Annotated in this window: 18 protein-coding genes; 2 read left to right on the plus strand and 16 right to left on the minus strand. The window is 69.8% G+C overall.

What is annotated here, in order from left to right; genetic code table 11:
* Window positions 1-255 precede the first annotated feature (255 nt).
* Entirely contained in the window at window positions 256-702 is a 447-nt protein-coding gene (locus IEY96_RS31545; protein WP_189198445.1) for a DUF4262 domain-containing protein, read from the minus strand.
* A gap of 570 nt (window positions 703-1,272) precedes the next feature.
* On the opposite strand from IEY96_RS31545, the gene IEY96_RS31550 reads away from it, so the two are divergent.
* Complete coding sequence (locus IEY96_RS31550; RefSeq protein ID WP_189198446.1) at window positions 1,273-2,529, plus strand: HEPN/Toprim-associated domain-containing protein; 1,257 nt, start codon at window positions 1,273-1,275, stop codon at window positions 2,527-2,529.
* 198 nt (window positions 2,530-2,727) lie between these two features.
* On the opposite strand, the gene IEY96_RS31555 is transcribed toward IEY96_RS31550, so the two are convergent.
* Window positions 2,728-8,943 carry an ATP-binding protein gene (locus IEY96_RS31555; protein ID WP_189198447.1) on the minus strand — a complete coding sequence of 2,072 codons (6,216 nt, stop codon included), beginning with the start codon at window positions 8,941-8,943 and terminating at the stop codon, window positions 2,728-2,730.
* 885 nt (window positions 8,944-9,828) lie between these two features.
* Between IEY96_RS31555 and IEY96_RS31560 the strand changes: the two genes are divergently transcribed.
* Complete coding sequence (locus tag IEY96_RS31560; RefSeq protein ID WP_189198448.1) at window positions 9,829-11,034, plus strand: TIGR02391 family protein; 1,206 nt, start codon at window positions 9,829-9,831, stop codon at window positions 11,032-11,034.
* A 339-nt stretch (window positions 11,035-11,373) separates the two neighbouring features.
* On the opposite strand, the gene IEY96_RS31565 is transcribed toward IEY96_RS31560, so the two are convergent.
* The 14 genes from IEY96_RS31565 to IEY96_RS31635 all read right to left on the minus strand — a co-directional run bounded on the left by IEY96_RS31565 (window position 11,374) and on the right by IEY96_RS31635 (window position 23,999).
* Window positions 11,374-11,739 (minus strand): hypothetical protein, encoded by a 366-nt coding sequence (locus IEY96_RS31565; protein ID WP_189198449.1) that lies wholly within the window; start codon window positions 11,737-11,739, stop codon window positions 11,374-11,376.
* Window positions 11,740-12,074: 335 nt separating this feature from the next.
* Window positions 12,075-12,401 carry a hypothetical protein gene (locus IEY96_RS31570; RefSeq protein WP_189198450.1) on the minus strand — a complete coding sequence of 109 codons (327 nt, stop codon included), beginning with the start codon at window positions 12,399-12,401 and terminating at the stop codon, window positions 12,075-12,077.
* A 471-nt stretch (window positions 12,402-12,872) separates the two neighbouring features.
* A complete protein-coding gene (locus tag IEY96_RS31575; RefSeq protein WP_189198451.1) occupies window positions 12,873-13,391 on the minus strand; it encodes a hypothetical protein in 519 nt (172 codons plus the stop codon).
* Window positions 13,392-13,461: 70 nt separating this feature from the next.
* The gene (locus tag IEY96_RS31580; protein WP_189198452.1) at window positions 13,462-13,875 is read right to left on the minus strand and encodes a hypothetical protein; all 414 of its coding nucleotides are present in this window, start codon (window positions 13,873-13,875) and stop codon (window positions 13,462-13,464) included.
* 28 nt (window positions 13,876-13,903) lie between these two features.
* Window positions 13,904-14,908 carry a DUF4192 domain-containing protein gene (locus tag IEY96_RS31585; protein WP_189198453.1) on the minus strand — a complete coding sequence of 335 codons (1,005 nt, stop codon included), beginning with the start codon at window positions 14,906-14,908 and terminating at the stop codon, window positions 13,904-13,906.
* Window positions 14,909-15,108: 200 nt separating this feature from the next.
* Window positions 15,109-16,713, minus strand: coding sequence for a VWA domain-containing protein (locus IEY96_RS31590; RefSeq protein WP_189198454.1), 1,605 nt, complete (start codon window positions 16,711-16,713; stop codon window positions 15,109-15,111).
* Between the two features lie 20 nt (window positions 16,714-16,733).
* Entirely contained in the window at window positions 16,734-17,873 is a 1,140-nt protein-coding gene (locus tag IEY96_RS31595) for an AAA family ATPase (protein WP_189198455.1), read from the minus strand.
* 272 nt (window positions 17,874-18,145) lie between these two features.
* Window positions 18,146-18,448, minus strand: coding sequence for a hypothetical protein (locus IEY96_RS31600; protein ID WP_189198456.1), 303 nt, complete (start codon window positions 18,446-18,448; stop codon window positions 18,146-18,148).
* Entirely contained in the window at window positions 18,441-19,616 is a 1,176-nt protein-coding gene (locus IEY96_RS31605) for a DUF4314 domain-containing protein (protein WP_229791997.1), read from the minus strand. Before IEY96_RS31605 ends, IEY96_RS31600 begins: the two co-directional genes overlap by 8 nt.
* A 101-nt stretch (window positions 19,617-19,717) precedes the next feature.
* Window positions 19,718-20,773, minus strand: a complete 1,056-nt coding sequence (locus IEY96_RS31610) for a C40 family peptidase (RefSeq protein ID WP_189198479.1) — start codon at window positions 20,771-20,773, stop codon at window positions 19,718-19,720.
* 47 nt (window positions 20,774-20,820) lie between these two features.
* Window positions 20,821-21,351: a hypothetical protein gene (locus IEY96_RS31615; protein WP_189198457.1), complete on the minus strand. Its 531-nt coding sequence runs from the start codon at window positions 21,349-21,351 to the stop codon at window positions 20,821-20,823.
* Between the two features lie 83 nt (window positions 21,352-21,434).
* A complete protein-coding gene (locus tag IEY96_RS33010; protein WP_229791999.1) occupies window positions 21,435-22,277 on the minus strand; it encodes a hypothetical protein in 843 nt (280 codons plus the stop codon).
* A 79-nt stretch (window positions 22,278-22,356) separates the two neighbouring features.
* A complete protein-coding gene (locus tag IEY96_RS31630) occupies window positions 22,357-22,995 on the minus strand; it encodes a GGDEF domain-containing protein (protein WP_189198458.1) in 639 nt (212 codons plus the stop codon).
* Between the two features lie 89 nt (window positions 22,996-23,084).
* Entirely contained in the window at window positions 23,085-23,999 is a 915-nt protein-coding gene (locus IEY96_RS31635; protein ID WP_189198459.1) for a MarR family winged helix-turn-helix transcriptional regulator, read from the minus strand.
* Window positions 24,000-24,249: the final 250 nt, after the last annotated feature.

A 24,249-nucleotide genomic window follows, 5' to 3' on the forward strand; every position in this document is an offset into this window, starting at 1 on the left:
ATAAGGGGAAGGGCGTGACATGGCTCGATCCTCCACAAGAGGTCGGGCCGCTACCAAACCCGGGGCGGTTCACCGCGACCGCTTCCACGACCCACGGAACCCCGGGGAAGAGACGCCCCAAAGACAAAAAAACCGATCTTCTTCCTCGCGCCGGTCATTGACAGGCGACTCCGGCGACGAAGGACCTCCCGGCGAAGGGCCGGACGCGACATCGCACATCCGGCCCCACGGGGGCCGAGGTCTACGGCCGCGCGATCAGCGGCTGCACGGCGGAGGAAGCGCGTAGGCGGTCTCCCAGGGAAAGCGGCCGCGCCGGTCAGGCCAGACAACCTGCTGCAGGCCGACGCGGTCGCGGCCGTAGCGGCCGATCGCGCCGCCCGGGTGCAGCTGCTCGGTCGAGTCGCCGTCGATGATGACCGCGTCGTATCCGGCGACGAGGTCGCCGATGCGCTGACCGTGACGGAAAAGCTCGCCCTTGTCGTAGACCCTGCTCGCGAGGTCGTTGAGCAGCGCTTGCGAGGTAGCCGGATCCAGTCCGGCGATGATCAGCACCGGGTAGTCGTGTGCGGTGAGCCCTACGGTGTAGGCGAAGGGCGCGGTGTCGTCGGGCTCGTCGTCGCTGGGGACGACGAGAGTTAGCACCCAGCCCACCCTGTCGATGATCTCGCGTTGGCGGTACAGGAAGTCGTCTATGCCGGTCACGAGGAACGCTTCTTCGGTTGGGATGCGGGCGGCGGTGGCCAGCCACGCGGCTCGTACCGCACCCGCTCCGGGCATTCGTTGGTGTTGTCGGCGTACGGGTTCCGGTGCAGAGTCGGGTACGCCAGACGTGCAGAGGTCGGGGCGCGAAGCATCGGGACGCTGCGGCGGCGGCCGGCCGGACGACCCGCGTCCGCTACCCGCGATGAGTAATCGGTGGACGTGAGTTGGCGCCCGGAGCGCGGCAGATCAGTGCAGGTGATCTTACTGACAACGATAGTGATGTAGCGGCTGCTGCCACTCGTTGAGGTCCAGACTGGAGCTGGTCAACGCCGCGGTGCTGCCGCACGTTGCCCAACGCCCACGAAGTGTGACCGGTGCTGACCACGTTGCCACCTCTCGTGACTCGGGATACGGACAGGTGTTGCCGCGCGCAGATCTGCGTGCCGGAGCTGATCTCATGGAGCGACTTCAGGTTCTCGATCTGGTCGCGTTCGTCCGCCGCCGTCAACCGGTGGGGAGGGTAGGTCCCAAGCCGCTCGACGCCTGGTCATACTTGAGCAGTCTGTTCAGGTGTTGGATGGAGGGCTTGGCAGGATGGGCCACCACTCATACATTTCGGTCGGTCGGCGCACGTTCCTGTATTCGCGCGACGGATACAACTCGGAATTGGCGGCGCTGTTCCAAGAGGACGAGAAGGTGTACCTGCAGGCGATTGCCGAGGATGACGTCGACCGCTACGGGTACTACGCCCTGGCTTGGCAGTTGCGTCAGCGACTGCACGTGCAGGGTTTCACCGATGCGCGGGCGTTGGCTGACCTCAAGAACGGCATCGAGCAGTGGCGCGTTGACGAAGCGGAACGGCAACAGCGAGAACGTTTTGCGAGTTCAGAACATAAGTCGCTACCTGATGCGGACGAACTCATTGCCGCCTTGCGCGACGTCATCGCAAATCAACCGGTGTTCGAGGATTTCGAGCTCGAATGGGAGGACCATTCTCGCGCAGGCAAAGTGGTCGAGGTCATCGACGGGCTCCGGTTCCACGTGGACGCACGGAGTCTCCTGCGCCTACTCCTCGAACCGGCTCCCGACGAAACCGAGGTGGGACTCGATCTGCACGAGTTGATGGGGTGCTGCGTTGAGATGGACGCCGACCAGCCCGTTGCCGAGTCGGCGCGGGTGACTCAGTTGGCTGCCGTCTCTACGAACGCACCGCTCATCGTGCTTACGGAAGGACGCACGGACTCTCGCCTTCTCCAGATGGCAATGGCCGTCACGCACCCGCATCTGATTGGATTCGTAAAGTTCATTGACTTTGACGGCGTTAGCGGAGCCGAGGGCAATGTGGGCGCGTTGGCCAAGACGGTGTACTCGTTCATTGCCGCCGGAGTGGCCAACCGCTTCGTTGCCATCGCAGACAACGACACGGAAGGCCATGCCGGGCTCGCCAAACTTAAACGCGAAAGCCTTCCGGATAATTGCCGGGTGACCCATTACCCTGACCTGGCCCTGCTGTCGAGCTACCCCACCGTTGGACCATACTCGGACGAGCCGGTCCTCGCCGACGTCAACGGCCATGCGGGCTCCCTGGAGATGTATCTCGGACATGACATTCTGACCATCGACGGCAGTCTGGTTCCGGTACAGTGGCGAAGTTACAATCCGGCGCTGAAGCGATACCACGGCACACTGATGGACCCAGACAAGAAGGCCGTCCAAGACGCGTTCAAGCGGAAGGTGGAGGATGCGCAGAGGAACGGCATCACGCCGGAATCGGACTGGACCGGCATTCAGGCAATTATTGAGCACATAGTCCACGTCTTCGCGTGACCCGCACCGGCGCGGGACTCGGGTACACATACGCATTCGATACCGCTCAATGGCGCACTCTCATTGGCGTGACGGGATGCTGCGGCGGCCGTCGTCTACTGAGGCGCGTGTCGGGACATTGCAGCGTGACGGCTGGCTTGCCGGTATTCAGCAGCGGCGGCTTCATCAGGGCAGACCGGCGCCTGTCGATGCGACGGATCAGGACGGCTCTGTGAGCGAGACGCGGAAGCGGCTGGTCTCTGCGGCCGGCCGGTCCTCGCGCGGGCGAGCGGGCAGCGTCCGCTGGACGAGGAGGTGACGTCGCAGCGGCCCGAACGCCTGGCGTAGCTCAGCGAGACCGGTGTCGCTCAGGACAACTTGCCAGCCCTCGGCGCAGTAGGCATGGCTGTAAGGCTGGTGGCTGAGCTGTCCACGCGCACGCCGGATCGAGCGGGCCCGCCAGGTTCCGTCGTCGCCGTTCCAGCAGAAGAGCTCGGTCGGGTTGGGTGTCCAGCCGAGGTGGCGGCCGACCGCGGGATGGAGCGCGAGCCAGCGGTACCACGGCGGGTCGGTGTGCATCTCCCATCCCTCGACAACTAGTTGCTCGTCTGTCCAGGCCAGGTCCCGGACCTGGGAGTAGCCGTTCGCGGGTTTAAAGCTCTTCTCCCATAGTTCCCGCGAGGGCAGCAGGACGCCGCCGGCGTCGGCCAGGCCGTGAGCGGTCTGGATGGTCCGGTATTCCTCGGGCTTTCCCCACTCCAACCGGACCCACTCGGTGGACTCCGCCAGCACGTATGTCGATGCCACCTCCGCCGCGGTCGCGTACGTCCGTGCGGCGTCCTCTGTCTGCTTGCACCAGCCCCGCACGTCGTAGCTCGAGTCTGTGGGCGCGCGCCACGGCGCAGGTGTCGTGTCGTCCAGCGGCTTCGGAACGACGTGCACTAGCACTTCGTCGATGAGCCCGATCGCGTAGGAGGGGGCGGCGATACCGCGATCGAGAGCCCCGGCGTCTAACAGTTCGGCGAGAACGATCCCGAGCGCGCGGCGCCCAGCCATGAATGCCCAGGGGCGGTAAGTGTGGCGCTGTCCTCGGGTCTCCAGGCGGGTTGCATGCGCTTGGTGCCCGCCGCGCAGCCACGGCATGTCGAGCGCTATCGCGATCGTGGCTGCGCGGTGCAGGGTGGCTTCCTCGGGCAGTCCTGCAAGGCGTGCCGCAAGGCGGAGGGGCTCGTCGAACGGCGCGAGGATCTGCTGCGGATCGTGCATGTCGATCATAGGAACCCCGCGGCTGTCCGTTTCGGGCGCGGTGCGCGCTCGCAGCGGGGGCAGCGCCAGCTCGTAGGTGCGTGCCAGCGGACGCAACGGGGGCACGGGGGCGGCGAGCCCGTGCCGCTCGCACAGCTGACGGGCAAGGTCGCGGCAGATCGCGTCATCCGACGCCGCTGCCGTTGCGATTGACTCCGAGAGCGCGGACGATAGCGCGGCCCGCGGCGGCCCGTACACGGCCAGGGTGTGCAGCGCCGCTTCAGCCTGCCACCCGCCGAGGCTGTTCGACTCGGCGAGCACGGTCTCCGCCTCCGGGAGCGCCATGTCGAGTCCTGCGTGCAGGACGTGCCTGGCGCCGAAGTCGCGTGGCCGAACGGGGTGGCCTAAGTAGCCTGCAACCCATCGCAGCAGCGCCTCTACTGGCGTGCTGGCAGCGGCGACCGGTTCGCTCGGGCCGGGCACCTGGTGGGCCGCGGGTGCATACACGTCGAGGTGTTCCGCCACCTGTTGCCAGGCGGATGCGACGGCGTGTTTGCCGGCGATCGTCTCGAGGATCCGGCGCAGGTCGGTGGGCTGGATCTGCCCCGATAAGGCACCGGTCGACAAGGCCCCGGCGAGGTCGGAGGCTGCCAGTCGTGCGATGGTCGGATCACGGTGGCGCAGTGCAGCACGCAGCAGGTTGAGGCGGCTGCCACCGTCGTAGTGGGGGAGCCAGCCGTAGGCCGGGGTGCGGGCGAGGGCGTCGGCGAGCGCTCCTGCAGCGGTCTGGGCTAGTCCGGCTCGTGCGGCCATCGCGGCGATCCCACCAAGGGCCTCGCCGTCTAGGCGCAGCCGGCTCGCTTCGTTCAGCAGCGCCCCGGCAACGGCACGCGTCACATCATCGCCAGCCACTGCCTCGACGGCGCGACCCCAGTCGCGGGGTTCGGCGCCCGCGTGTGGGGTGCGGCGCATCTCGTTCAACAACGCCGTAACGCTCGTTGGGGACGCGGCCAGCGCCGGGACGTCGTCAGGTTCCGTCGACGCGGCGGTTGGACTAGCGCTGTCTGAGCCGTCGGAGCTGGGGCTGTCGGGGTCGTCCGGCACCGACCACACCGCGATGGCATCGTCGATGATGGCGACCGCATGCGGCGTTTGCGGATCCAGCCGCTGCTCGATCGTCCGGCGTAGCTCGTGGGAGGGCTGCCTGCGGAGCGGGATGAGTAGCTCCGCGGCCGCGACGGCGGCGAGTTCGACCGGCACTCGCGGGTCGCGCGCACCTCCCAGCAGCACCGCCTCAATCGCTTCGTCCTCTTCGATGATGCCGGTCTCGCACAGTGACTCTGCCAGCGCGGTGCTCAACGCGGACTCGACCGGCCATACCATTTGGATGAGCTGTCCGGCGGCCTCGGCAGCGTCCTTGTCGGCGTCGGCGTCGTTCGCTGCGACGAGCCGGCCCGCGTAGCAGCGAGCAGCCTCGAGGAACTCCTCGCGCTCCAGAACGCCGTCGGCGGCAGCAGCCCTCAGCCAGTCGAGCCAGGCGGTCAGCTGCCGGTCGTCGTGGTGGAAGCCGGGGCCCCACGACGCGCGCAATGCTGACCGGACCGCCTCCTCAGCCCGCTGCAAGTTCCGGGCTTTGCTCCACCCTTTCGCCTGCTCGAGCCACACCTCAGCCAGCTCGTGCGGTCCGGAGGCCAACCCCTCGATGGCGGTGTCGAGTCGTTCGAGATGGTCGCGCACACGATCGACCACGTCGGCCTTGGCGAAGGACAGAACGGCGCGCAGGACATGCAACTGCCGCTGGGGCGACCAGTACTTGGCGCGATGCGGGTCGTTCCAAGCTGCAGCGAACCGGTCGAGCAGCGCGTGGAGAGTATCCGGTCCGCCAGCCGCGGCAAGACGGGCGAGCCGCCGGAACAGCCCGGGCGCTGCGGCCTGGACGTAGTACCAACCCGTCCAGTCCCATGTCTGGCGATTCGGCACCTCGAGCAGGCGGATGATCGGATCAGCCTCGGCAGCGACGTTTGGTGCGCTGCCGCGGCCGATATCGGCTGCGGCCTGGCGTCCCTCCAGTTGCGCGAGGGTGTTCAGGGCGCGCCGGAACCGTTCGTTTCCGGCGCCGCGTGGGTTGGGCACGGCTGTTGACAGGACGCCCGTTGGTGCGGCGCTGGTCGCAGGATGGAGGACGCGTAGCTTGGCCAGGTCGATGATCGTCCGGAACGGCGTCAACCCGTCCTGTCCCGACGGGACGGACGGCCAGGCGGCGACGGTGTCCGGCGGCACGAGCAGATCGAGTTCGGGCGCATCGATTAGGCCGCTGGCGACGAGCATGTGCGCGGCCCTGAGGCGAAGGCTGAGCGGGACCCCACCGGTCCGGCTCGTTGGTGAGCCGTCTTCTTCATCGTGTTCGTCGTCTCGCTCGACCGTGTGGAGCTCGATGACCTCGCGGCTCCAACGCAGGACAGAGCTCGCGTCGCCGTCCTCGCAGGCGGCGATAGCGTGCACCACCCGGGCGCGGGCGCGCCAGCCCGAGGACGGCTCCCGGTCGATCCTGTCCCGCAGGGTCGTAAGGCCGGTCTCATCACGGATCTCGTTGAGCAGATCGAAACACCGGGCCAGTATCACGTTGCGTGCCGACGTCATCTGGGCGATGCGTTCCTCGTGGTCACGTCGGCGACGCTCGGCAGCCCATTTCGCCTCGTCGTCGAGGGCAGCCGGCGGGTCATCGGGCACAGGGCCGGCGGTCGGCACCGTCAGCTGGTCGTCGAGTTGCGCGAGAACCTCGTCAAGGCCGGAGATATGAAATGTCACCTCGGCCCAGTCGGCAGCGCTCGCGGGCTTGTCGCTGACGATCTCGGCCAAGCTTCCGGCAGCGCGCAGAATCTGCGCCGCGGCCTCGAAGGATCCGGCGCGGGCGAAGCGGACGGCGACATCAAGCGCCGCCTCGACCGGCACCCGCAACAGACCAGCCGCGACGACGTGCTCGAGAGCTCGCTCGGGCGGTCCGAGGTAGACCATCACGCTGGCGAGTTTCTCGGGGCTGATGACGAGCTCTCGCTGCCAAACCTCGTTGTGGAACAGCAGCATCCGGACGAAATTGGCGTGATCGTCCGTCTCGGCAGCTGCCCGCAGCGCGAGCCGTGCCTGGTCTAGCACGACGGCGATCGGGCGCAGCGCCAAGATCTTGTCCCGTAGCAGGTTCGGCCTCGCCAGCTCGATGACCCGTGCGTAGTCCCCTGCCAGGTACCGGTGCGCCAGCTCCTCATCCCGGTACAGTGTCCAGCGCTGATCGGAGCGTCCGCAGATGTCGGCCAGCGCGACGTGCAAGGCCCGGTCTCGCCCGGCGTCGAACGTCCCGGCGACTCGCGACGTCTCCTCGATGAGGAACCGGCGGAAGCTGTTGTGGATGAACCGCCACACCGTTCCCTCGCGGCGAAAGAACGTCGCCGTCCTCTGTACGAACGCCTCGAGTACCGGCGTCGCTACCCATGTCTTGAGCCACTCGAGATCCACTGGTGTGCGCAGACGGGCGATCGCGGCCACGACGTCGAGCAGTTCACGATCATCACCGAGGGCGAGCAGATAGCCGCGATATCGGACCTCGACCTCGCGGCCGTACGCTGAGGCATCGCTCAGCAGCGCATCCACGGCCAGGCTCCGTAGCTGCGGATCGGACTCCGCGGACTCCAGCGCCGCGAGGTCCTGCAGGAGGTACGTCAACGCAAGCGGGTGACCCTCGCTGGCCGCGACTAGGCGCTCGCGCTGGCCGGCATGCAGCCACTCGCCTGGTCCAGCGGCATCGGCCAGCCGAAGCACTTCGCCCGGCGCCAGCGGCGGCAGCTCGACCGTCCGGTCGTCGGTGGCCAGGGCGTCACGGATCGGCCGCGGCAGGATGCCGGTCGTCTGTGTGCCGAGCACGACGAACACCCCCTCCGGTATGCCTGCCGGTGCGGGCAACTCCTCCAGAAGCGAGCGCGACGGGTTCTGCTCGCGCGGGATGTGGTCGAGCCCATCGACCACGATGACAGTCGCCTCCTCGCTGTCCCGCCACCGCTCGCCGGCGTCGGCAAGCTGCTCCTGCAGCACGGCGCGCTGGGTCCGCAGGTCGTTGCCGTAGCCGCGACGGCGGAAGCCGACACCTTCCAGCGCGAGACTGACGTCGTGCAGGAAGCTGTCGGCCTCACCGCGCCCACTCAGCGGATCGGAGGCATCGGGAACGAACGCGTAATACCGGACAACCCGCCGCTGTGGCCAGGTCAAGCTGGCCAGCAACGTCGACTTGCCCGCACCGGCCGGACCGACCAGCGCGACGTAGCCACCCCTCAGCTCGTCGAGCCGTACCTGCAGTTGCCGCCGGGCAGCCTCGTTTGCGGTGTAGGAGGCGGGTATCGGGAAGGCATGGGGGTTCCGAAAGCGCAGCCTGTCTGTCCAGCCGAGCCGTTCGAGCAGCTCCTCGCGGCTCAGCTGTATCGGCCGGGCCGGGTCAGCGACCAGCGCCTGCAGGGTTGCGGCGAGGTGCTCCAGGTCGCTGTCTCGGGGTGCCTCGTCTGGACGTAGCAGTTGATCTTCCACGGCAGGGCCGAAGTGCAAATCCAGGTCGCCGACGAATGCCGCGAACGCGTCGACGTCCAGACCGGCCGCCATGCGCAGCGCCTCCCACGCCGACTGCCAGGCGGTCACCTCGGGCAGCGTCGCGACCTGCGACCAGGTGCCGCTGCCAGCGCGCAGGCGCTCCCGAGCCGGTATCCACGACCTGGCCAAGAACGCGGCAAAATGCCGTGGCGGCTGCGCTGAGCAGGACGCCAGGACAGAGCCCTCACGTGGTGCGGACACCGACGGGTTCTCGTTGCTCCACAGGCGGACCTCGAGCGGTCCGGACCAATTCTCACGGATGCGCTGCCACGCCTGCGCAAGCCGCCCGATAAGCGGTGTCGCATCCCTCGATGCGTTGACCAGTTCGGCCCAGCCGAAAGCCCCGGGGTACTGCGCCCACTTGACCTGCAGGGCGTACCGGGTTCCCCCGGCCTGGAACTGGAAATCGTCCGCGACTCCCGCGTCGGGATCCGCGACCCGAATCCACTCCAGAGTAGTAATCTTCGCGCGCACAGTCCGCGCAGCCAGGCCGTACTGACCGCTGAACCCGACAACGGCGGCGCGCTCACCTTCGGCTGGACGCGCGGCGACATCGCTCACGACACTGGGCTGCTCTGGAGGCACGCGGCCATTGTCGCCTGCCCCCACACACACTGCAGGTGTGACACCCGGAACCGGCCGGCTGAAGGCGCGGCAGTATGTGGGGGTGCATCCTCGGCATCCGGATCCCCGCCGTGTCGGCGAGTGCTTGAGTCGGCGGGCGGCGTACGTCCTGCAGCCAGCGCACGTACCGCTCGATGTCCACCCGCACCGCCGTCAGCGGGTCAAGGCCGTGCTAGCTGCACCAGCGGAGGAAAACGTGCAGGTCGGACTCGGTATGGACGCGCGTCTGGCCACGGTAGCGGCCCAGGAAGGCCGACACCGCGGCTCGTAGAACGAGTTGACCGGCAGGTACTACACGGAAAGCCGAAGCAGGAGAGGTAGTCGTACATCACCGTGCGTCACCAGCAATGAAGAACGCCAGCACGCCGGAAGCGGCAGATGAGCGCGCCGTCGAACAGTTCCGACTTCCGCCGAAACGAGACGTCGCGAGGGCTCGTCCACACGGCGCAGCATCGTTGGCCCTGCCACCCGAGATGAGCAGAATCAGCACTAGCGGGGGTCCGAACCGTGGGACGCTTGGAACTTCGCCCGCACAGACGTCGGCGGGGTTCCTGGTCATCCGCCTAGTGCAGCTCAGCAGCGAGGGTGAAGGCATGCCCCTCCAGCTCGTGCGTGCCTAGGGCGAGCTGCAGCACGCAACGGCCTGGTACAACGAAGCACACGAGTACCGGCTAGTGAATAGCCCAGCGCAGTCGCAAGGTGCGGGCCAAGACCAGGTTGTCGAGACCCGGGACGAGCTGGACCGCGATGGTCTGCTGGCGACTAACGTCCTAAGGTGCTCAGGTCAGGTATGCCGCCGCGGAAGGACTGGGATCTCGCGCAATGAGCAGGCTCTCTATCGCAGACAAAACCTTCCTGGAAGCGGTGCTCGCCATGAGCGGTGGGTATGTCCTGGACTTTACCGACGGCTCTTTCGCAGACCTCTTCGCCGATATCAACATCGACATCTACGACAGCGAGAAATACAGCGGCTTTGGCCGATCCAAGGCCAACAGGCTCAGAGCACTTTGGAAGAACGGGTCGGACGCAGAGGTCTCTGCGGCGCTTGGTGCGCTCGCCGACTACATCGAGGCGAAGAAGTCTGTAAGCGGCTTGCGCGAAGACATCACTGACGAGCAGATCGCCAAGCTCCGTACGATCGCTAGCAGGCTCGGTGGCGGTTCGTCTTCCCCGGCAGTGGGTGCACCGGTCGCCATTACGACCGAGGCGACTGTCACCAACAACAGGATCTCCATTGAGATCCACGAGGACATCTACAGCCACATCCGGCAGTACCTTGCGATCGGTGACTACTTCCACGCGGTTGACGAGTCCTACAAGGTCGTGCGCGAAAAACTTCGAGAGTTGACTGGCAAGGAAAAGGCATCGGACGTCTTCAATAACAGCGCCCAGAACGAGGCGCACTACCAAGCGCTGTTCGGCAGAGCCAAGGCTGCCGACGCAGCGCAAGCTGACTTCTTCCGAGGCGTCGGTTACCTGCACTTGGGTGTCCAGCACTTGCGCAACGAGAAGGCTCACACACTGGCGTCGTCGGTAGAGCCCAACCTCGCCGTCCACTACATCTCGCTTGCGAGTCTCGCCTACGACCTGATCACGAGGTATGTGAGCGACGAGTCCATCAAAGAGTTGGAAGAACTTGTCTACGCCAAGCGGCACAGTTACCGCACAGTCTCGGCGTTCTACCGAGATTTTGCTGGCGGCAGATGGATTGAGAGCTTCGAACTACCCCCCAATTTCGCCTCGGCATCGGTGCGCAAGGCGCTCAAAGACAAGTGGCTACGGGAGGCTGACTTCACGCGAAACTGGGACCACAGCAATGTGGTTCTCATGCGGCTCGAACTCGTAGCAGACGAGCTCACGCAGGCGGACGTAGATAACCTTCTGGAACTACCTACGCACGACAGTTACGGGCATAACCAACTTGCCGGCATGGAGCAGTTCCTTGAGTACGTGGGGAAGAAGGACCCGGGCAAGCTCTCGACGACGGCGCGGGCATGGCTCGCAAAGGAGAAGCCGAATCAGCCCTGATCGGCGTTGGAGGTCGACGTACTTAGCGTGGTGCTGCCGTTACGCCCGGACATACGCCTACCTGGTGCCGGCTTCGAGGCAGCCGCGCGGCACGAGCATCCAGCCGTTCAGCCAGTGTCGACGATCAGCACAGACCAAGATCGCGTGCACCCTCATCGGCAGATCCGGACACCACCGGGGCTCGGCAAGTGTCACTGTGGGTAGTCGATGATTTCTGTGTGCTGGCGGCGACTCGGCCGGTCAGCCCGCCGCTGAGCTTGCGGATGTCCGATGGCCGTTGTGTACTCGGTGGCGTACGCGGTTCTGCGCTGCAGCCCGTACGCCGACAAGTGTGGTCGTTCAGGTAGAGGCGCTGAACTCGGATGGACCATGCTCGGGCGGGTCGACCTCGACGAAGCCAAAGAGCCGTGCGATGAGTTGCAGCGCCTGGGTGTCGTAGCGGTCGGCGAAGCCGCGGCAGATCGCCGGCTTGACCTCGGGATGCATGTAGTGCGGAAGCGTCGAGTGGCAGATGATGAAGGACTGCCTGGTTCGGGCTTCGGCGACAAGGTCGTGTAGCCGGCCCGGGGTGAGACGCATCTTGTTGCCTGGCGCGAACACGCAGGTGTCACACTGCCGCGATAGCAGCCGTGACTTGCCCAGCTGAGGGTCGCCGACGCTGAGGTCGCCGCCATCGGCGTCGTCCGGGTCGGTCGCGGGTGCCATGGGGTTTCTCCTTTCCTTGTGATGCACTGGGGCGCTGTTCGAGCGGCTCGGTCTGTGGGGCGAGGTTTGCTGGCGGCCCGTACCTGCACTGCAGGTGCGCGGGGGCGCGACCAGCGCGTTAGGCGCGGGCGAGTCGGACGGGGTTCTGGCAGCCTGCAGCCGACGCCGTTGCCCGTGGTTGCGGCATACGCGTCCCAAGACCCCGGTAGCCCGCGGTGGTAGGGCGCAGGGCATGAGGCGCCGAAGCGCGGACAGCGACGCGACTTGGCGAGGCGTCAGTCGCCGGTGGACAGAAGGACCGACTGCGGCGCCGGGTGGGGAGTCAGCGCGAGTTGTTAGGCGGCGCGCGGCGCCGGCATCGGCCGCTGCGGCGGTGGGGCCGGCCGGGTGGGCCGGAACCAGCCGGCGAACCGCGCCGCCGCGCCGGGTGGAGCAGCGACCTTCGCTCGCCCTCGGGCGAGCACTTCGCCTCGGGTGGCCGCGTGGCAGGCGCGGCGGGCGTCGCGCGCGGGCGGGCACGGGTAGGCCTCGCCGGTGCAGCGCAGGTTGGCGCAGCGGTCCGGCCGGTGGGGATCAGGGAGGTGGGCGACGTCGGCGGCGAGCAGCCACAGCAGGACGTCGGTGACGTCGCGGGGAATGCAGCGGCGGTGCGGCTGCGTCATCGGCGTTGCCTCTCGCGGATTGTCGGCTCGGGTGGCCGCCACCCCGGCCAGCGGTGTGGGCCGCTGCCGGGTCCGCCGGGGTGGCGGCAGCCACGAGTGACGCTCGACTTTCCCGATAGATCAAGTCGTCGGCGAGGAGGTGAGCCTGGGCTTCAGCGAGGAGGGAGCGGCCGCAGGGGGCAGGAAGCATTCCAGCGCTCAGTGCGCCGACGGCTCGTCAACGCCCTGTCCCGGGAGGCTGGGCGGCCTGCGGCCGCCCGACGAGCAGATCCACCGCAACATGCGTGGCCCGCAGCAGTCTCCAGGCCTGGGAGTCGGCCAGTAGCGGCGGAATCGCCAGGGACCTGCTGTGTGAGTGGGACTTCTATGCGGGAGCCGCACGGTGGTCGCCTCACACCGACGGTGATGAGCAGGGGAGGCATCGGCGGGTCAGAGGAGACCGCTTTTCCTGGGTAGCCCGGGATGCGCTGGTTACCGCGGGCAGCCGGGCCACGGGTCGGTGGGGTCAAGGTCGCCCGGGTCGGCGTTGTCGCGTTCGTTGCCGTTCCACTCGATGCGTGCCTCGATTTCGGCGCCGGCGAGGGCGGTTTCGATTGCGGCTTCGGCGGCGTCGAAGGCGTCATCGCTCGTGCCGGCCGTGAGCTCGGCGAGGACGGTCAGGGTGAGGCGGACCTGCCAGCGGCGGGGCAGCAGCGGCAGGTCGACGACCTCCATGACCCGGTTGGCCGCATCTATGTCGATGTCGTGCTCGCTGACCGCCTCGCGCAGCGCCTGCCACACCTGTCTGCGGAGCTGCGTCAACGATTCGGGGATTGCGGGCGGCGGCTGCGGGTCGCTGTGGTGGTTACGCAGGTAGGCCTGGATCTGGGTGGTGGTGTGAGTGAGCCATCCCAGCGGGGCTGGCTGGCCGGGGTGGAAGGCGTCCCAAGCATGGCGCAGGACGGATTCGAGGCTCGGGGGTGCGGCAGGGGCCGCCGTCGGTTCGGTCATCAGGTCCTCCGTTGCGTTGCTTACCGGCGCACCCGCCGCCCGTTCGGGGCGACGGGTGCGGGTGTCTGGCTCAGGGCGTCGAGTCGGTGGCGGCGCGCGGCGACTCGGCGGGGTTGACGCACTCGGGAATCGAGAGCACGGCGGGGTCGGTGCGGATCAGGGCGCCGCAGGTGTGTCGTAGGGCGGCGGTGGCCCTGTCGTGCTGGGCGAAAGCGGCGGTGAGGGCGTCAGCGACCCGGTCGAGCCGCTGTCGTAGCGACAGAACGGTGTCGGCGTCGCTGCTGGCATGGGCGTCGCCGAGCAGGTTGGCGGCGTCGGTCAGGACCGTGATCTGGGCGCTGGTGGCGGCGATGGTGCCAGCCGCGGCAAGCAGCGCGCACAGCTGCTCTGGGTGGTGTGCGCAGGCCTCGGCGAGCTGATCCGGGTCGAGGGCGTAGCCGTGGTCGTGCAGCAGCCGCTGGACGTCGAGGTGCGGTGCGGACATGGATGTCTCCAGACGGGACGGGCGCGGGTCAGGCGATGGTGGTCTGGCCGGGGTGGGGCCAGCCGTCGAGCACGGACGGGGTGAGCCCGGCCCGCAGCGCCTGGTCGAGCAGCTGCGCGAGGGTGTAGGCGGGGTTGGCGGCTAGCGCGCGGTCGACGGCGATGGAGGCGAGCGCGCCGTCGCCGCGGCGCCACGCGGCGAAGGCGAGCAGACTCGCCGGTGGGGCCACGAGCGGCGGGTGCGCGCGGCGCGTGATGTCGGTCCACATGGCGACGTGCCAGGGCTGGGCGTCGGTGGCCTGCCAGGCGACGTCGCGGATCGCGGGGACGGGCAGCAGGACAGTGAGCCAGGCCAACTCGTCATCGGTGAGGGTCTGCTCGTCGGCGTAGCGGGCGAGCATGTCCCGCACCGCCTGTTCGCCGGCGCGGATCAGGCCGTCGCGTCCGGCCTCGCTGATGAGGGCGCGGCGTCGAGCTCGGGCGCGGGCGGTGGCGCGGGTGACGGCGACGCGGGCGTCCCCGGTGGTGGGGGCGATGCTGGCCACGAGCGCGGCCCGGTCGGGAAGGGCGTGACAGCCGGCGACGATGGCGTGCATGGCGATGTCGCTGCGCTGGGGGTCGAAGGGCACGCCGTCGGTGGGGCAGCAGGCGGGGTCCTGGCAGAGGTAGGAGAAGTAGCGGCCGTCGGTGACCCGCAGCGCGTCGAAGACGTCGATGTCGGTGGCGGCCAGCCGCGGGATCACGGTGTCGATGGCCGGGGTGACGGTGGCGGCGGGGCCGTAGCCGACGGCGATGGCGCGGGTGGCCGCCGCGTTCCGCAGCATGCGGATCTGCGACAGGATGTAGTCGTCGGCCCAGGCGGCGACCTGGCTGGGCTGGGGGAGGTCGGCGCGGCTGGCGACGGCGATCCGGGTGCCGGTGAGACCGACGATCACGAGGCTGTCGGTGGGGTGGAAGCCGAGCAGGTAGGGCACGGCGGTGAGCAGGTCCGCGGGCGAGGTGATCGGTAGGCGCGGGTTGTTCGGGCTGTTCACGGTTTCTCCTGTTCTGTCGTGATGGGTCCGGGCATGGCTGAGCGGCCGTGCTCGGCGTTGGAAGTGCGCGGGGTGGCCGAGCAACGGCCAGTGGGAGCGCGATGGGTGATCTCGACCGGTGGTTGTCGGCGTGACGCCGGAGTCCGGTGGGCCGCGAGCCGACACCTCGGCCAGGGGGAGAGCCCGGTCGAGAGACGGGGTCAGGCGTGCTCGAGGGCGGTGACCGCGGCGTCGGCGATGTGGCCGATGGCCTGCACCGGGTCGGCCACCAGGATCGTGGTGGTGTCGGTGAAGGTGTGCCCGTCCAGGTCGGCGGGACGCAACCACAGCACGGCGCAGCCCGCCTGGTGCAGGGTGCTGATGAGGCGTTGCGCGGGCTCTCGGTCGGGCAGGTCGCCGTCGGAGACGACAGTGAGCATCCGTAGCCGTCCGGGTTGGCGCAGCTGCAGTAGTTGGTCGGCGAGTTTCACCGCGTCGGTGAAGGCGGTGCTGCCGCCCACCGCGGACAGTTCCAGCACGTGGGTCGGGTGCTGGCGCGCTCCGACGAGCAGGGTGACGTCGCTGCCGAAGGCGATGGTGGCGGTGACGGCCTGGGTGTTGTGGGCGGCGTGGGCGAGGATCCACCCGGCCGAGGACATGGGCGCCGCCCAGGGGTGCATGGAGAAGGAGGCGTCGACGATGACGCCTAGCTGCAGGGTCGGTTTCGGCGGGGGCAGCTGCGTGCGCTGCTGCCAGGGGGTGGCGGTGGGCATGGAGCCGGAGGCGATCTGCGCTTGGGCGGTGATCGCGTGCCGGGTTCGCAGCCTGCCTGGCGGCACCAGGCTGGGCCGGATGTCTGGTTCCTGGTGGCTGGTACGGGCGCGGCGCAGCCGTGCGGCGAGGTGGCGGGCGGCGGCGCGTTCGGCGTCGGTCGGTTCCCGGCGGGTCCATGTCGCCGGTGCGGAGAAACGCGCGTGGATCTGCTGATCTCGATACTGGGCGGGGGTGAGGCCAGTGGTGTGGGCGAGGTAGTCGGTGAGCGCCTGGGCGAGCAGCCCGGCGAACACGCCCGCGTCCGCTGCGGGCGCCTGAGGCTGCCGGTGTGGGTCGATGTCGAGGAGCCGGCACCACCGCCACGCCAGGTCAATCATCGTGTCGGCGTCGCTGTCGTCGACGCTGTGGGCTTGACGCCACAGCTGGCGGAGCTGCAGCAACCGCTTGCGGCCGAGGACGGTGGTGACGGCGGCCCGGATCCCTCGGGTGTCCTTAGCGGTGAGGATGCGGGCATCGACCCGCGCCAGGAGCAGTCCAGCGAGGCGCGCGGCGTGCCACGGGTCGTCGACGGCGGCGTCGTCGGGGCTGATCAGGGTGGTGACCGTGTGGCGTAGCCACCGCCGGTCGCCGCGCCGACGGGTGCGCTGCCGGTACTCGATGCGGGACTCCTCCAGTAGCTCGGCGACGGCGGCGACGACGGCAGGGGTGCCGGGCGGGGTGCGCCACAGGCTGTGGGCGGCGTGCGCGGCCTCGTGGACGAGCAGCCCGTAGGCGGTCGGGACGAGCCGTTTGTGCCCGGCGCGGCGAGGGTTGGCGATGTCGGGGGAGCCGATGTAGGTGGCGTCGACCTCGATGCGGCCGGCGTCGGGGTAGCAGCAGGCAGGGGCGCCGCCGCCGCCGCCGGCGCCGGGGGCGACGGTGACGGTCAGGTCGCTGCGGCCGGCCAGGGTCGGGATGTGCCGGGTCCAGGCGTCGCTCCACACCTGCCAGTCCGGGTCACCCGCCGGGGACGTGGCCGGGCCGGTCTGCAGGTGACTGTGCGGATGAGGCATCAGGGGTTCTCCTTTCGGGGTCAGCGCTGTTTGCCGAGGGTCAGGGCGGTGATGTCGGTGCCGAACTGTTGGCGCAGCGCGGCGAGGACCTGCTCGCGGTCGTCGGCGGGGGCGCGACCGGCCAGGTTGGAGATGGCGGCCGGCAGGCCGAGGGTTTTGCGGACGCGGGCGAAGCCGAGCAGCTCCCGCAGCTGCGGCGCCCAGCCGACGCGCCCGGCGGCGAGGTCGGCGTTAAGGGCGATGGCGACTTGGACGGCGGGGTTGGGAACGCCGAGGTGGCGGGCGAGGTCCCAGTCGGTCGTGACCTCGATGTGCACGTCGAACCGCGACGCGAGCGCCTCGGTGAGGATCGCCCCGTGCACGCCGGGGTTGTGGCCCGCGATGACGTAGAACCCGTCGCTCGCTTCGACGCGTTCGTTGCGGTAGCCGGGGATGGTGATGACCCGCCGTCCGTCCATGGCCGGGTAGAGCACGGCGAGGACTTTCGGTGGGATGAGGGTCGCGTCGTCGACGAGTAGCGCCCGCCCGTCGCGCATAGCGGTGACGAGGGGCCCGTAGACGAACTCGAACCCGCCGTCGGGCAGCGGGATGAAGTTGCCGAGGAAGTCCTCCACCACCGTGTCCCCGGTGCCGGCGACGGTGAGCAGGTCCGGGAAGGCGGCCTCGACCAGGGCGGTCTTGCCGGTGCCGGGCGGACCGTAGAGCAGCACGGGGATACGCTTCTCCCGCAGCCTGCGCAGCACGTCCACGTCGGTGGCACCCGCGAGCTTGCGGGCGAAGTACAGGTCACCGTTGGGGCGCTCGACGGGCTGCCGCCGACCCGCCCCGTGACGTCCTTGGCGGGGTGTACGCGGGGCGGGCGGTGGCATAGTCCCGGCGGCGTCGATCCCGGCCTGGGTGATCTGGAACCGGTGCGGGCCCGTCTGATGGCTGGCGTACCCGGCGGCAGCCATTTTCTTCAGGGCTTCGAACACCGCGCCGGTGGAGGGGGCGGCGATCGCCGTGGTCAGCTCCCCGACCTTGAACACCCGGTCGGGGTGCGCGGCGAGGTGAGCGGCGACCTGCCGGTAGAGGTAGCCGGGCCGGCGGCCATCACCCGGGTTGGGTGTGGGGGAGGCATCACCGGTTTGCGGGGCTGTGGTTGGGGTTGCAGGGTCCATGCAGGCCTCCTGTGATCTGGGTGGGGCCCGCGCACCCCCGTCTCTGGGGTGCGCGGGCCAAGGTGCGGTGTCCGCGCGGTGGAGACGGGGCGGTGAACGGGCCGGACCCCGGTTGGCAGAGGACGGCCGGCAAGCTCCGTGAGGTGCCCAGCAGGCAGCCCAACGGGCTGCGGATCGGTGGTGCCGCCGCCATCGGGTGGTGGGCGACGACAAGGAACGCACCCGCGCCGGAATTGATCAAGTCGATCCGGCAACGGGTGCCCCGGTAGGGGTTATCTGCGGCGGAGGGCGACCTCGCTGCGGGGGCGGCGGGAGATCTGCACGGTCAGCCCGAACACGCTTCCGTCGGACAGCTCCAGCCACACCCCGCGGTCCAGAGTCAGGACCCCCGCGTCCCGGTACGTGCGCGCCGAGGTGATCGTCACCGGCAGCCCGTCGTCGTGGGTGAGCTGCGGCAGGTCGGCGTCGTCGCACAGCTCGTCCAGGTCGGCGCTGGTCAGCAGGCTCAGGACGAGGGCTTGCAGGAGTTCCTCGCGGGCGTACTCGCCGAACTCGTCAGTCAGGTCGTCAGGCATCAGCTGCTCCCTTGGTCGGCGTTCCTGGAGTGCCGGCGGCGGCGGAGGGAGGGTCGGGGATGTCGCCTGCGATGCGGTCGCAGTCGTACGGGTGCACCGGCAGCCACGTCCAGGCGCGGCCCATCACGACGTACCGGCCGTCCGAGTCGGGGCTGATCCGTTCGACCGCGTCCGGGTCGTCGTGCACGCGGGTTTCGTCGGCGACGATGACGTCGCCGTCGAACCACAGCCGCGCCATGGACTCGTCGACCATCCGCTCCTGCTGCTGCCCGCTGATGCCCTCGGCGGCGAGCTGGTGCCGGTAGCGGTCGCGGGCGGCCTGCTGGTCGGCGACGATCGCCTCGGCCACCTGCCGGGTGCAGGTGAACACCGCCCACCCGTTCCACGTGTCCACCAGGACGCCGACGAACCCGACCGGGATCCGCATCTGTCCGTCGCCGTTCGGCGTCCACGCCCAGTCCCCGGCGAAGACGCCCGGCCGGCCGAGGCGCACCCGGTCGGGAGCCAGGTGGCTCATGTCCCGGTCATCGCTGTGCGGGTGCAGCACGATCCGGCACTGCCGTGCCACCTCGGCTTCGGCGGCGTCGTCGAACCCGTCGCACCACGCCCACCGCGTCTGGTCGCGCTGGCGGTCGGTCAGGTCCTCCCACGCCGGCGAACCCTGCAGGGCGTGCTCGGCATACCGGTCGCGGTCCTCGGCGAGGACGTACCGGTCGGCGGTGGGCAGCCCGTCCATGACGGGCGGGTCCACGTCGTCGATGCCGGCCAGGACCTGCCGCGCGACCTCGCGGACGTCGCCGGTGGCCCTCCCGCCGATGCGGTTCTGCGCCCACCACGCGGCTGCGTCGCGGCCAGCCGCCGCGCCCGCGACCCGCATCGCGTCGAGCACCTGCTCCCAGCCGGCGCCGCCGGTGGGGGCGGGGAGTCGGCGGACGCGGTCCCCGGCGTCGAGGAGCATCGACAGGCAGGAACCGCTGTCCCAGTTCACCTCGAGGACCTGCTGGTCCGGGTGGTGGTGGCGCACCGTGCCCTTGTCACCCGGACGCAGCAGCGTGTGCGGGTCGCCGGTGTGCTCAAGCGCCACCCGCTCGCCAGGCTGGTAGGTCATCGGGTCCTCGGGCCGGGTTTCCGGCTGTTTCCTGCTGCTGGTGTGGTCCGTGTCGGTCACGGTGATGTCCTCTCCGATGGGATGGGGGATCCGCAGCCGTCGGCGCCTAAGAGGCTGCCCCGGCTGACGGGATCCGTGAGTGGTGTTGGGGGTGCGGTGGTTCAGCCGATGACGCGGCGCGCGGCGGCGAGCTGCGCGGCCCACGCGGACAGGGGGCTGATCTTGACGACGTCGCCGCTGTGCGGGGCCTGCACGATCAGCCCCTGGCCGAGGTAGAGGCCCACGTGCCCGGGCTTGGCGGTGGTGCCGCGACTGCCGGGAATGAACAGCAGGTCCCCCGGACGCAGGTCCCGGTAGTCGGTGACCGGCCGGCCCGCGTGGATCTGCTCGCTGGTGGTGCGGGGCAGGGTGATGCCGGCGGCCCGGTACGCCTGTTGCATCAGCGACGAGCAGTCGCATTGGCGGGCGGGGATACCGGAGTGGGGTGCGGTGCAGTCCCCGCCGAAGGTGTACGGGCTGCCGAGCTGCGCCAGAGCCCAGCCGACCGCCGTCACGACCGGCGCCGGCGTGCCCGCCGGCAGCGCGAACCCAGCCGGCAGCGGCACCTGCTCGCCGCCGGGCTGGCCGTCACCTGCGTCGAACAGGCACAGCGGGTTGCTCATCGCCTGCTCCAGATTCGCTCCGACGGGCCCGGCGGGGGTGCCGCCGGCCAGGACGCGGATCAGGGCGATCGCGTCGTCCTCCCACTTCGCGTAGGCGCCGGGGTAGGCGGAGCGCTGCACCGCCTGGGCGGCGTCGGTCAACGCCATGGCCTGCCAACCGTCGACGGCCAGCAACGCCCGGTAGAACCGGCCGGCCGCGTAGCGCGGGTCCTGGAGTTGGGCGGGTGTGCCCCAGCCTTGGGACGGGCGCTGCTGGAACAGCCCCACCGAGTCGCGGTCCCCGCCGGGCAGGTTGCGCAGGGTGGACTCCTGCATGGCGGTGGCCAGGGCGATGACCCAGCCTCGGGGCGGGACCGTGAGCTCGACGCCGACGGACACGATCACCGCCGCGTTGGTGACCTGCTCACCGGTCCAGCCCCCGACGCCGGCGGCGGGCGGGGACACGGGGACGGCGGGCAGCAACGGCTGCCGGCCTGGGCCGACAGTGCCGTTGCACGCGGCCGAGGCGGTGCCACCGCCCGTGAACAGCATCCCCACTCCGCCCGCGCACAGCATCAGTACGGCGAGCACCCCGGCGGCGATTGCGGTGAGACCGCGCCCGCTCACCGCAAGGCTCCCGCAGCCGGCCGTGGGGCGTAGCGCGCTGCGGGGGAGTGGCTCGCGGGGATCCGGGTGGCAGCCGGTGACGGGGGCAGGCAGCCGGCGAGCCGGTAGCGGCCCAGGTGCTGCCCGTCGTCGGTGTGCACGGCGACCGTGGCGGTGAGCGGGTCGATCAGGTAGATCCATTCCGCGTCGAGGTGCCGGGCGTGGGACAGCGGGAACACGGTGACCGGTTCCGGCGCGTCGACGGCACCGTCGGTGGTGCTGGCGAGGGTCATGCCGACGCCGGGCACCGGGCGCTGCCCGGCGAACCCGGATTCGGTGACGGCGGTGACAGCCGGGTCGAGGTACTCCCAGTCGGAGGCGAGGATCGCGGTGCTCAGCGCTCGGGCGTCGCGGCGGGCGTGGCCGACCCAGATCGCGGCGAGGGCGGGCACGACGACGGTCGGGTAGCCGTCGAGGAGCACGAACCGGGCGTGCACGAGGTGCGGGTTCGCAGGACCAGTGGTGCCGACGAAGCAGTGGGTGCTCACGGTGCAGGTCTCCTTCTCAGCAGATGCGGGAATGGGAGGGCATGAGGTGCGCGGACCGGTGGCCGAGACGCGGGACGGGACGGTCACGGCTCCTGCTGTTGCGGGGGTGCCGGCCAAGGGGCGGGCTTGGCGCGCCAGCCGAAGATCGGGTCGCTGGTTTCGACGGATCCGCAGCGGCTGCAGCGGATATAGGTGTCCTCGCCGTAGCCGGCCATGGACGGCATCTCGTCCTGGACGAACTCGTCGACGGCCCCGCACACCTGGCAGCGCAGTGACGTCCCGTCGGGCCCCCACGTAATGAAGATCGGCTCCTCGTCGGTGCCGTCAGGTCGCCGCAACGGCCCGGTCCTCCCATGCGCCGCGCGGCCGGTGCTGCTGGCCTTCTGGGTGGTGGCGGTGAGGAGGGCGGTCAGCCCGGGATAGGTGGCAGGGACGTCGCCCGGGTCGGGGGTCTCGTCGATGAGCAGCAGCGGTTGGTCATCGCCACGCGGGTGGCTGAGCTGGTAGAGGCGGCCGTCGGTGTCGACGGCGTCGATCCGGCGGGCCTGCTGTGGCGCGTCGCCAATGGTGAGGATGTCGTCGTAGCAGGTGGCCCAGGCCAGTAGCCGCGCATCGGGTTCCGTCGCCCGGATCAGGCGGACGATCGTGTCGAGGGTGGCCTGGTAGGGCGTTGCCGCGTGGGGCTGGCGCAAGCCTGCGGCGAGGCGGTGCAACAGGTCGGGCAAGCCAGCGGGGTCGGTGAGCAGGTCGTCGCGGCGCAGCGGGAACTCCACGCTGCGCAAAGCGTGCGCGGGCGAGGCCGTGTGGAGGGGGCGGGTGTGGACGAGCAGCAGCGTCGGGGGCTGGCCCCAGCCCAGATGCTCGGCGTCGACGTCGGTCGCCAGGAGGCAACCGGCCAAGGCGTGGACAGCGGTGAAGGACAGCACAGCGATCTCCCTTGCCAGGGCGGAAAAGGGGAGGGCCCCGCAACCGGGTGGTCGCGGGGCCCTCAAGGCGTCAGACCTGTCAGTGGTGGTGGCGGTCGCGGCTGCGTCCCACTGGGGCGGCCAAGGGATGATGGCCGTGCACACCGGCACCGGAACGCTTCGCCTGGTACATCGCCGCGTCCGCCTCGGCCAGCAGCTGACGCGGGTTGGCGGACAGGTAGGCGGGGCTGTGGGTGTAGCCGACAGAGCCGCTGACACTGACCTCGCCGCTGGTCAGGCGGAACGGGGCGACGCCGATGGCCTGCCATGCGGCGCGGGCGGCAGCGGCCACGTCCTCGTGCTCGCCCCGCACCAGAAGGGCGAACTCGTCGCCGGACAACCTTGCGGCGATCTCCACCGGCGCGTCGAGGGCGGCGAGGAGCCGGCCGACGTGGGCGAGCAGCAGGTTGCCGGTGTCGTGGCCGAGGCTGTCGTTGACGGCCTTGAACCCGTCGAGATCGAGCAGCACCACCCCGACCGCAGCCCGGTCGGCGAGGGCGGCGCGTAGTCGGGTGAGAAACAGCCGCCGGTTGGGCAGGCCGGTGATCTCGTCGTGGCTGGCCTGGTAGCGGGCCGCGTCGAGGGCTTGCTGTTGACGCCACAGGAGGGCGCCGGCGAGGGCGAGGCCGGCGAGGATCCCGCCGACGGTGGTGACGATTCCTTGCAGAATGGGAGACACTCGGAACGCTCCTTGTTCTGGAAGGAGCACCGGGGGCGGGCGTGAGGCGCCAACTTCGACGCCCGCCCTCGGGCTGCCTGACGAGTGGGCTACTGGCCGCCGCTGGCGGGGGCGAGTTGGAAGGTGGCCGGGCGTTCGACGGTCTGCACGAGCGTGCCGGCGGCGACCAGCTTGATCGCCGCGTTGAACACCGCGCCCTGGCTGGCTTTCCTCGCGCCGCTACCGGCATTCGCGGCGTCGATGAGCTTGCACAACTCACTGGTCTTGTACTGCCGATCGGGGTGGGCCTCAAGGATGTCCAGTACCGCACCCCGCAGGGAGCCCTTCACCCGGCGGCCGTTCCCCGTCGCGGTTGCCTGCCCCTGCGGGTCGGCGTTCGACCCGCCCTCGCCCTCGGCGTCGTCGGGCGCGGCGTCGTCGGGCGCCGGGTCGGACTGCTGGCGGTCGTGGCCCGCCTCCTCCGAGGGTGGCTGCTCGTCGCCGCCGCTCGAAGGCGTGGCCGTGTCCAGCGGAGCAGGTGCGCCGCCGGTGGAAGCCAGCGCCGAGGACGCCTCGTCCGTGTCCTGGTCTGCCGGTAAAGGGGGTTCGCCGTCCCGTTCCGGTGCGCCAGGGGCGTCGAGGGGATCGGTCGTGGTGGCGGTGTCCGAGGTGGCGACCGCGCTCCCGTCGGGTGGTGTGTCAGCCGCCTCCCGCGTGGAGGGTGACGTGGCGGTGGTGGTGCGGCCGGTGTCGGTCAACCGCCACATGGCGCGGTTGTCGTCGCTGCGGAACCGCTCGGCCTGCCCGGTCTTCTCCCAGGCGCGCAGCTTCGCCGTCGCCGTGGAATAGCCGAGCCCGGCGTGCTCGGCCACGGCCGTGGCAGTCGCCTCGCCGAGCTCGCTGAGCGCGGCGAGGACCGTGAACATCGTGTGCGCCGGCACGGGCTCCGTCGCATCCGTCATGGGCACGTCCTTCCTGGTGTAAAGGTCAGCAGTGATCCACGCTTCGACCGCGCCGCTGATCAAGTGCGACGACCGGATCTCGGGACATCCCGAGATCCGCGCTGCGGTCGGTCGCCAGCCGGGGAGTGGCGGGCGCGCGTGGGAAGGAATGAGCGATCGGCCGGCGGGCGCCGGCTGGGTGCGGTTACAACGAGGACTCGACGTCGGCGGGAGATGCAGCCAGGGTCGGCTCGCTGCGCTCACCCGCGGCGACTTGCGCCCCGGTGTGGCGGTGGGCCGGGCAGGCCATGGCGTGCTCCGCGAGGGGCAGCAC

It is taken from the genome of Micromonospora fulviviridis (assembly GCF_014648395.1).
Classification (GTDB): domain Bacteria; phylum Actinomycetota; class Actinomycetes; order Mycobacteriales; family Micromonosporaceae; genus Micromonospora; species Micromonospora fulviviridis.